The 7,360-nt window shown below is 69.9% G+C and carries 9 protein-coding genes; 6 read left to right on the top strand and 3 right to left on the bottom strand.

Annotated features, from left to right (window positions below; translation table 11 throughout):
- Positions 1 to 214: 214 nt before the first annotated feature.
- Positions 215 to 931: an IclR family transcriptional regulator NdgR gene (gene ndgR / locus GTY56_RS30470; protein WP_003993203.1), complete on the bottom strand. Its 717-nt coding sequence runs from the start codon at positions 929 to 931 to the stop codon at positions 215 to 217.
- 195 nt (positions 932 to 1,126) lie between these two features.
- Here ndgR and leuC point away from each other — a divergent pair, with 195 nt between their 5' ends.
- The 4 genes from leuC (at position 1,127) to GTY56_RS30450 (ending at position 4,443) form a co-directional block, all read left to right on the top strand.
- Positions 1,127 to 2,557, top strand: a complete 1,431-nt coding sequence (gene leuC / locus GTY56_RS30465) for a 3-isopropylmalate dehydratase large subunit (protein WP_161368516.1) — start codon at positions 1,127 to 1,129, stop codon at positions 2,555 to 2,557.
- Positions 2,558 to 2,563: 6 nt separating this feature from the next.
- A complete protein-coding gene (gene leuD, locus GTY56_RS30460; protein WP_161368515.1) occupies positions 2,564 to 3,157 on the top strand; it encodes a 3-isopropylmalate dehydratase small subunit in 594 nt (197 codons plus the stop codon).
- A gap of 277 nt (positions 3,158 to 3,434) precedes the next feature.
- The gene (locus GTY56_RS30455; protein WP_033313195.1) at positions 3,435 to 3,665 is read left to right on the top strand and encodes an SCO5555 family protein; all 231 of its coding nucleotides are present in this window, start codon (positions 3,435 to 3,437) and stop codon (positions 3,663 to 3,665) included.
- A gap of 136 nt (positions 3,666 to 3,801) precedes the next feature.
- Positions 3,802 to 4,443: an HU family DNA-binding protein gene (locus GTY56_RS30450; RefSeq protein WP_030851950.1), complete on the top strand. Its 642-nt coding sequence runs from the start codon at positions 3,802 to 3,804 to the stop codon at positions 4,441 to 4,443.
- Between the two features lie 71 nt (positions 4,444 to 4,514).
- Here GTY56_RS30450 and GTY56_RS30445 read toward each other — a convergent pair whose 3' ends face one another.
- On the bottom strand, positions 4,515 to 4,718 hold the full coding sequence (locus GTY56_RS30445; protein ID WP_033313194.1) for a hypothetical protein: 204 nt from the start codon (positions 4,716 to 4,718) through the stop codon (positions 4,515 to 4,517).
- A gap of 9 nt (positions 4,719 to 4,727) precedes the next feature.
- A complete protein-coding gene (cofC, locus tag GTY56_RS30440; RefSeq protein WP_161368514.1) occupies positions 4,728 to 5,366 on the bottom strand; it encodes a 2-phospho-L-lactate guanylyltransferase in 639 nt (212 codons plus the stop codon).
- A gap of 158 nt (positions 5,367 to 5,524) precedes the next feature.
- On the opposite strand from cofC, the gene GTY56_RS30435 reads away from it, so the two are divergent.
- Positions 5,525 to 6,316, top strand: coding sequence for a 1-acyl-sn-glycerol-3-phosphate acyltransferase (locus GTY56_RS30435; protein WP_161368513.1), 792 nt, complete (start codon positions 5,525 to 5,527; stop codon positions 6,314 to 6,316).
- Complete coding sequence (locus GTY56_RS30430; RefSeq protein WP_161368512.1) at positions 6,313 to 7,323, top strand: NAD(P)H-dependent glycerol-3-phosphate dehydrogenase; 1,011 nt, start codon at positions 6,313 to 6,315, stop codon at positions 7,321 to 7,323. The genes GTY56_RS30435 and GTY56_RS30430 overlap by 4 nt, the downstream gene beginning before the upstream one ends.
- Positions 7,324 to 7,360 lie beyond the last annotated feature (37 nt).

The raw sequence follows: 7,360 nt of genomic DNA, 5'->3' as shown, positions 1-7,360 counted from the left end.
GTAGCGCCGGTTCGAATCCGGTCGGGGGTACACATCACAAGAAGGCCCCTCACTTCGGTGAGGGGCCTTCTGTGTATGCCTCAGGGGCGAGGGGAACTGCGCGGACAACCACTGACGGCCGCATGCGACGACGAAACCGTCCCTGTCGTGGCGCTGTGTCGGGGAAAGCCTGCCGCGGCGTTGAGGCGAGCCCTCCCCGGAACACCTGGTCGCTTCAGCCGGTACGCCGCAATGCCTCGGAGAGCCGCCCGGCGGCGTCGATCACAGCCTGTGCGTGCATCCGGCCGGGGTGCCGCGTGAGGCGCTCGATGGGGCCCGACACCGACACGGCGGCAACCACCCGGTTCGACGGCCCCCGCACCGGCGCGGACACCGACGCGACGCCCGGCTCCCGCTCACCGATCGACTGCGCCCAGCCCCGCCGCCGCACACCCGACAGGGCCGTCGCCGTGAAGCGCGCGCCCTGCAGGCCGCGATGCAGCCGCTCCGGCTCCTCCCAGGCCATCAGGATCTGCGCCGAGGAGCCGGCCTTCATCGTGAGCGTCGAACCGACCGGGACCGTGTCCCGCAGACCGGACAGGCGCTCCGCCGCGGCGACGCAGATGCGCATGTCGCCCTGACGGCGATAGAGCTGCGCGCTCTCGCCCGTGATGTCACGAAGGTGCGTGAGCACCGGGCCGGCGGTGGCGAGGAGACGGTCCTCACCCGCGGCCGCGGCCAGCTCTGCCAGACGAGGGCCGAGAATGAAACGGCCCTGCATGTCACGCGCCACCATGCGGTGGTGTTCCAGGGCCACGGCCAGGCGGTGGGCCGTGGGTCGTGCCAGTCCGGTGGCACCGACCAGTCCCGCGAGGGTGGCCGGGCCGGACTCCAGAGCGCTCAGGACGAGGGCCGCCTTGTCCAGAACGCCGACGCCGCTACTGTTGTCCATGAAACGATACTCGCGTCTCACTCTGTGAAACGCAAGTTCAATTTTCCGTGGAACGCGCCACCCTGGAATCACGAAGTCACAACGGCCCGTGACGTAAGGGCCTGGTGGCGTGTGCCCGTTATCAGGGGAACGGGTGCCGCCGCCTCAGGATCTCTAGTTGGGTCGGCGGACCGTAGCCGGCCGGAGGGAACAGCGATGGGTAGGACACTCGCGGAGAAAGTCTGGGACGACCACGTCGTCCGGCGCGCGGAGGGCGAGCCCGACCTTCTCTTCATCGATCTGCACCTGCTGCACGAGGTGACCAGCCCGCAGGCCTTCGACGGCCTCCGCAAGAGCGGCCGCCCCGTGCGGCGCCTCGACCTCACCATCGCCACCGAGGACCACAACACCCCCACCCTGGACATCGACAAGCCGATCGCCGACCCGGTCTCGCGCGTGCAGCTGGAGACGCTGCGCAAGAACGCCGCCGAGTTCGGGGTGCGCCTGCACCCGCTGGGCGACGTCGAGCAGGGCGTCGTGCACGTGGTGGGCCCGCAGCTGGGTCTGACCCAGCCCGGCACCACCGTGGTCTGCGGTGACTCCCACACCTCCACGCACGGCGCGTTCGGTGCGCTGGCGTTCGGCATCGGCACCTCCCAGGTGGAGCACGTGCTGGCCACCCAGACCCTGCCGATGTCGCGGCCGAAGACCATGGCGATCACGGTCGACGGTGAACTGCCCGAGGGCGTCACCGCCAAGGACCTGATCCTGGCGATCATCGCGAAGATCGGCACGGGCGGCGGGCAGGGCTACGTCCTGGAGTACCGCGGCGAGGCCATCGAGAAGCTCTCGATGGAGGCCCGGATGACCATCTGCAACATGTCGATCGAGGCCGGCGCCCGCGCGGGCATGATCGCCCCGGACGAGACCACGTTCGCCTACCTCAAGGGCCGCCCGCACGCCCCCGAGGGTGCCGACTGGGACGCGGCGGTCGCGTACTGGAAGACGCTGAAGACCGACGAGGACGCGGTGTTCGACGCCGAGGTCGTCATCGACGCCTCCGCGCTGTCGCCGTTCGTCACCTGGGGCACCAACCCCGGGCAGGGCGCGCCGCTTTCGGCGTCCGTCCCCGACCCTGCTTCGTACGAAGACGCATCGGAGCGCTACGCCGCCGAAAAGGCCCTGGAGTACATGGGGTTGGAGGCCGGGCAGCCGCTGCGTTCCATCAAGGTGGACACCGTCTTCGTAGGCTCGTGCACCAACGGCCGCATCGAGGACCTGCGTGCCGCGGCCGAACTGCTCAAGGACCGCAAAGTCGCCGACGGTGTACGGATGCTGGTCGTCCCGGGTTCCGCGCGGGTCGGTCTGCAGGCCGTCTCCGAGGGTCTGGACGTGGTCTTCAAGGAGGCCGGCGCCGAGTGGCGGCACGCGGGCTGCTCGATGTGCCTGGGCATGAACCCCGACCAGCTGGCCCCCGGTGAGCGCTCCGCGTCCACCTCCAACCGCAACTTCGAGGGCCGGCAGGGCAAGGGCGGCCGAACCCACCTGGTGTCCCCGCAGGTCGCGGCGGCCACCGCCGTCCTGGGTCACCTGGCCTCCCCGGCCGACCTGTCCGCCGCCGACGCCCCCACGCCCGCTGGAGTCTGATCAGTCATGGAAGCCTTCACCACCCACACCGGCCGGGCCGTCCCGCTGCGCCGCAGCAACGTCGACACCGACCAGATCATCCCCGCCCACTGGCTCAAGAAGGTCACGCGGGACGGGTTCGAGGACGGGCTGTTCGAGGCCTGGCGCAAGGACGAGACGTTCGTGCTCAACCAGAGCGAGCGCCAGGGCGCGACCGTGCTGGTCGCCGGCCCCGACTTCGGTACCGGATCCTCGCGTGAGCACGCCGTCTGGGCGCTGCAGAACTACGGCTTCAAGGCCGTGATCTCCTCCCGCTTCGCCGACATCTTCCGCGGCAACTCGCTCAAGAACGGCCTGCTCACGGTCGTTCTGGAGCAGAAGACCGTGGACGCGCTGTGGGAGCTGACCGAGCGGGACCCGCAGGCCGAGATCACCGTCGACCTGGAGCGCCGCGAGGTGCGTGCCGAGGGCATCACCGCCTCCTTCGAGCTGGACGAGAACTCCCGCTGGCGGCTGCTGAACGGCCTCGACGACATCTCGATCACCCTCCAGAACGAGGGCGACATCGCCGCCTACGAGGCCAAGCGCCCGGCGTTCAAGCCGCGGACCCTCCCGGTCTGACCCCGGGCACGGCCCACCGCCTCCGGACAAGGCGACTTTCGGCCACCGCAACACCCCCTCTGTACCCCCGATCAGCCCGATCGGGGGTACAGCCGCGTCTGCACCCGAACGGCCCTGCCCACCCCCTGTTCAGCTGCCAACTTCCCGCGTTATGCCGGTGGTTGATGGGGTACGCGAGGGGTAAAGCCGTGACTTCCACGTGTGCCCGGAAGGCCGTTTGAGGCGCCAGTTGTCCCCTGCGCAGGCGACAACTCGCCCCAGATGGCACAATCTGTGCATGGAACACGACGGCCAACTCGAGCTCTATGCGGCAGTCGCGGACCAACTCAAGGAAGCGCACACAAGGGTGCGCGCACTGCAAGTCCCGGAGGGCGTACGGATGGCGCTGACCCGGAAGCTGCTGGTCATTACGGCCGCGGCCAAGCACGATCTCGCCGACGCGGCAAGGCGGCTGGAGCGGTTCTCCGCGGACCTCGACGAGGGACGAATCCCCGACGAGGAACGCTGAACCCCGCGACACCATCGAGTTCGTTGCGGCACAAGGGTGATAAGCCCGTTTCGTGTTTGATTTGCGGTATATATCTGCCTAACGTGCGAAAAAGCTTGAACACTTTCGTTCTGGCGATGTCTCCGAAGGGGAAGACGTGAACAAGGCGCAGCTCGTAGAAGCGATTGCCGACAAGATGGGCGGCCGCCAGCAGGCCGCCGATGCTGTCGACCATGTACTGGACGCCATCGTCCGCGCGGTCGTCTCGGGTGAGCGGGTCTCGGTCACCGGCTTCGGTTCGTTCGAGAAGGTCGACCGCCCGGCCCGGTACGCCCGTAACCCCCAGACGGGCGAGCGGGTTCGGGTCAAGAAGACCTCCGTTCCGCGCTTCCGCGCAGGTCAGGGCTTCAAGGACCTGGTCAGCGGCTCGAAGAAGCTCCCTCGTGGCGGCGAAGTGTCCGTCAAGAAGGCGCCGAAGGGCAGCCTGACCGGCGGTGCCGGCGCGACGGTCAAGAAGGCCGCCGCCAAGAAGGCGACGACGAAGTCGGCCGCCGCGAAGAAGACCACCGCCAAGAAGACGACGGCGAAGAAGGCCACCACGAAGACCGCGGCCGCGAAGAAGACCACGGCGAAGAAGGCGCCCGCCAAGAAGACCACGGCGACGTCCAAGACCACCGCCGCGAAGAAGACCACCGCGAAGAAGGCCCCGGCGAAGAAGGCCACGGCCAAGAAGGCGCCCGCCAAGAAGTCGACGGCGCGCAAGACCACCGCCAAGAAGACCACCGCCCGCAAGAAGTAAGGGCGCTGGAGTACTCACGCGCCGGGCCGGACTCCGCACGGAGTCCGGCCCGCGGCGTGTTCAGCACGTGGTCAGAGGGTCTGCAGGGTCACCAGAGTGATCCGGGGCGCGTCCTTCGCACCCTCCACCTCGATGCGCACCCGCTGCCCCGGACGCAGCAGACGGAGGCCCCCGGCATCGAACGCGGCCGCGTCGAAGGGCACCGGGGTGCCGTCGTCCAGGAGCACCTGCCCGCTGCGGCTTTCGGGGTCGTACGTGTACGCGGTCGCCTGCATGGCCGCAGCCTACTGCCCGGGTATCAGCAGGCGCGCGGCGGCCGCGGCCGTATGAGGGCCGACGCCCAGCGCCAGCGCGCTGCGCAGGTCCTCGCCGGTGTCCACGTCCTGGCGTACGGAATCCACCGCGGCGAGGGGCAGTTCCACGGCGCCGGACGCGCGGTGCCGGGCCCGGGAATCCGCGCCGAAGGCCGGGCGCAATTCACGGCCCGCGGCGGCGGCCAGCAGGGTCGTGCCGATTGCGGCCGCGTCCGGGAGAAAGGCGCGCGGGAATTCAGCGGCGGCTTCCAGCACCCGTGACAATTCCGCGGGGCGCAGGGCGGGAAGATCGGCGTTCAGGGCGGCCACCGCACGGGCCGGACGGGCCGACCGTACGACCCGCGTCGCGTGTGCGAGGGCGGTGTTGAGGCCGCCGCCCGGCTCGTCGGGAATGATCACAGCGCCCAATGCCGCCAGCTCACGGCCCGCCCGGGTGTCGTCCGTGACGACTGCCACATCCCCTACCGCCGGGCAGGCCAGCGCGGCCGCCACCGTGTCCTGGGCGAAGGCCAGCGCCAGGTCCGGCCGCAGCCCGTCGTCCGCGGTGTCCGCAAGCCTGCTCTTGGCCTGGGCCAGTGGCTTCAGGGGTACGACCAGGGTCCACTGCACGGGTGTTCCGTCCTCCTCTTGTCGCGGTCATTGTCACCCGGGGCCTCGGGCGGGCGGCGTGCCGGGGCGTACGGTGTTCTCGACAGACCGGCGGCCTGGGGCGACACTTGTGCGGCCCCCCGTGGCCCCGGCTTCAGGCCCTAGAGGAAGGTGTCCGCGTGCCCCGCCGCAGAATCGGCTTCTGGTACCGCTTCGCCGCGGTGATCTGCAAACCGCCGCTGGTGGTTCTGCTCAAGCGGGACTGGCGTGGAATGGAGCACATTCCGGCCGAGGGTGGATTTATCACCGCGGTGAACCATAATTCGCACATCGATCCCTTCGCTTACGCGCATTTTCAGTACAACACCGGGCGCGTCCCGCGATTCCTGGCGAAGAGCGGGCTTTTCAAGAAGGGATTCGTCGGGGCCGCGATGCGGGGCACCGGGCAGATCCCCGTCTACCGCGAGAGCACGGACGCGCTGAGCGCCTTCCGGGCCGCGATCGAGGCCGTGGACCGCGGGGAATGCGTCGCGTTCTATCCGGAGGGCACCCTCACCCGCGACCCGGACGGCTGGCCCATGACCGCCAAGACGGGGGCGGCGCGGGTCGCGCTGCAGACCAAGTGCCCGGTGATCCCCGTGGCCCAGTGGGGCTGCAACGAGTTGCTCCCGCCGTATGCGAAGAAGCCGCATCTGCTGCCGCGCAAGACGCATCGCGTGCTCGCCGGGCCACCCGTGGACCTCGCGCGGTTCTACGACCGGGAGATGACCGCGGACCTGCTGAAGGAGGCCACGGAGGCCATCATGGCCGCCGTGACGGCCCAGCTGGAGCAGATCCGGGGGGAGAAGGCGCCCGAGACGCCGTACGACCCGCGCCGGGAGCGGATCGAGCAGCGGCGCCGCACACAGGCACAGACGCAGACGCACCAGAAGTCCGGGCAGACCGTGCAGGAAGAGGGGCTGGGCAAGTGAGCAAGCCGGTCAAGGCGGCGGTCCTGAGCGCCGGTTCGTGGGGTACGGCCTTCGGCATGGTGCTCGCCGACGCAGGGTGCGAGGTCACCCTGTGGGCGCGCCGTCCGGAGGTCGTGGAGGCGATCAACTCCTCGCGGACCAATCCCGACTACTTCCCGGGCGTCGAGCTCCCGGAGAACGTGCGGGCCACCACCGATCCCGCCGAGGCCGCGGCGGACGCCGACTTCACGGTCCTGTCGGTGCCCTCGCAGACCCTGCGCGGCAACCTCGCCGAGTGGAGCCCCCTGCTGGCCCCCGACACGGTCCTCGTGTCGCTGATGAAGGGCGTCGAGCTCGGCTCCGCGATGCGGATGAGCGAGGTCATCGACGACGTCGCCAAGGTCGGCCCGGACCGGATCGCCGTGGTCACGGGGCCCAACCTGGCCCGGGAGATCGCCGCGCGGATGCCGGCCGCGGCCGTGGTCGCCTGCACCGACGAGGCCGTCGCCCAGCGGCTCCAGGCCGCCTGCCACACGCCGTACTTCCGTCCGTACACCAATACGGACGTGGTGGGTTGCGAACTGGGCGGGGCCGTGAAGAACGTCATCGGCCTCGCCGTGGGCATCGCGGACGGCATGGGGCTCGGCGACAACGCCAAGGGCTCGCTCATCACGCGCGGCCTCGCCGAGACCACCCGGCTCGGCATGGCGCTCGGCGCCGACCCGCTGACCTTCTCCGGACTCGCGGGCCTCGGTGACCTGGTGGCCACCTGCTCCTCGCCGCTGTCGCGCAACCACACCTTCGGCACCAACCTCGGCAAGGGCATGACCCTCCAGGAGACCATCGCGGTCACCAAGCAGACCGCCGAGGGCGTCAAGTCCTGCGAGTCGGTGCTCGATCTGGCCCGGCGGCACGGCGTCGACATGCCGATCACGGAGACGGTCGTCGGCATCGTGCACGAGGGCAAGCCCCCGGTGGTGGCCCTCAAGGAGCTGATGTCGCGCAGCGCGAAGCCGGAACGACGCTGAGCGACGCGAGGCCGGCGGCGCTTACTAGCGGCACTAC

It is taken from the genome of Streptomyces sp. SID5643, from assembly GCF_009872555.1.
Taxonomy (GTDB): Bacteria; Actinomycetota; Actinomycetes; order Streptomycetales; family Streptomycetaceae; genus Streptomyces; species Streptomyces iakyrus.
Note: the sequence above shows the minus strand (reverse complement) of the source record. Positions and strands in the feature narration are given on the sequence as shown.

Excerpts from the sequence above, each read along its gene's own strand:
- ndgR (WP_003993203.1), bottom strand. The coding sequence starts at position 931 with ATGGACAACAGTAGCGGCGTCGGCGTTCTGGACAAGGCGGCCCTCGTC.
- leuC (WP_161368516.1), top strand. The coding sequence starts at position 1,127 with ATGGGTAGGACACTCGCGGAGAAAGTCTGGGACGACCACGTCGTCCGG.
- leuD (WP_161368515.1), top strand. The coding sequence starts at position 2,564 with ATGGAAGCCTTCACCACCCACACCGGCCGGGCCGTCCCGCTGCGCCGC.
- GTY56_RS30455 (WP_033313195.1), top strand. The coding sequence starts at position 3,435 with ATGGAACACGACGGCCAACTCGAGCTCTATGCGGCAGTCGCGGACCAA.
- GTY56_RS30445 (WP_033313194.1), bottom strand. The coding sequence starts at position 4,718 with ATGCAGGCGACCGCGTACACGTACGACCCCGAAAGCCGCAGCGGGCAG.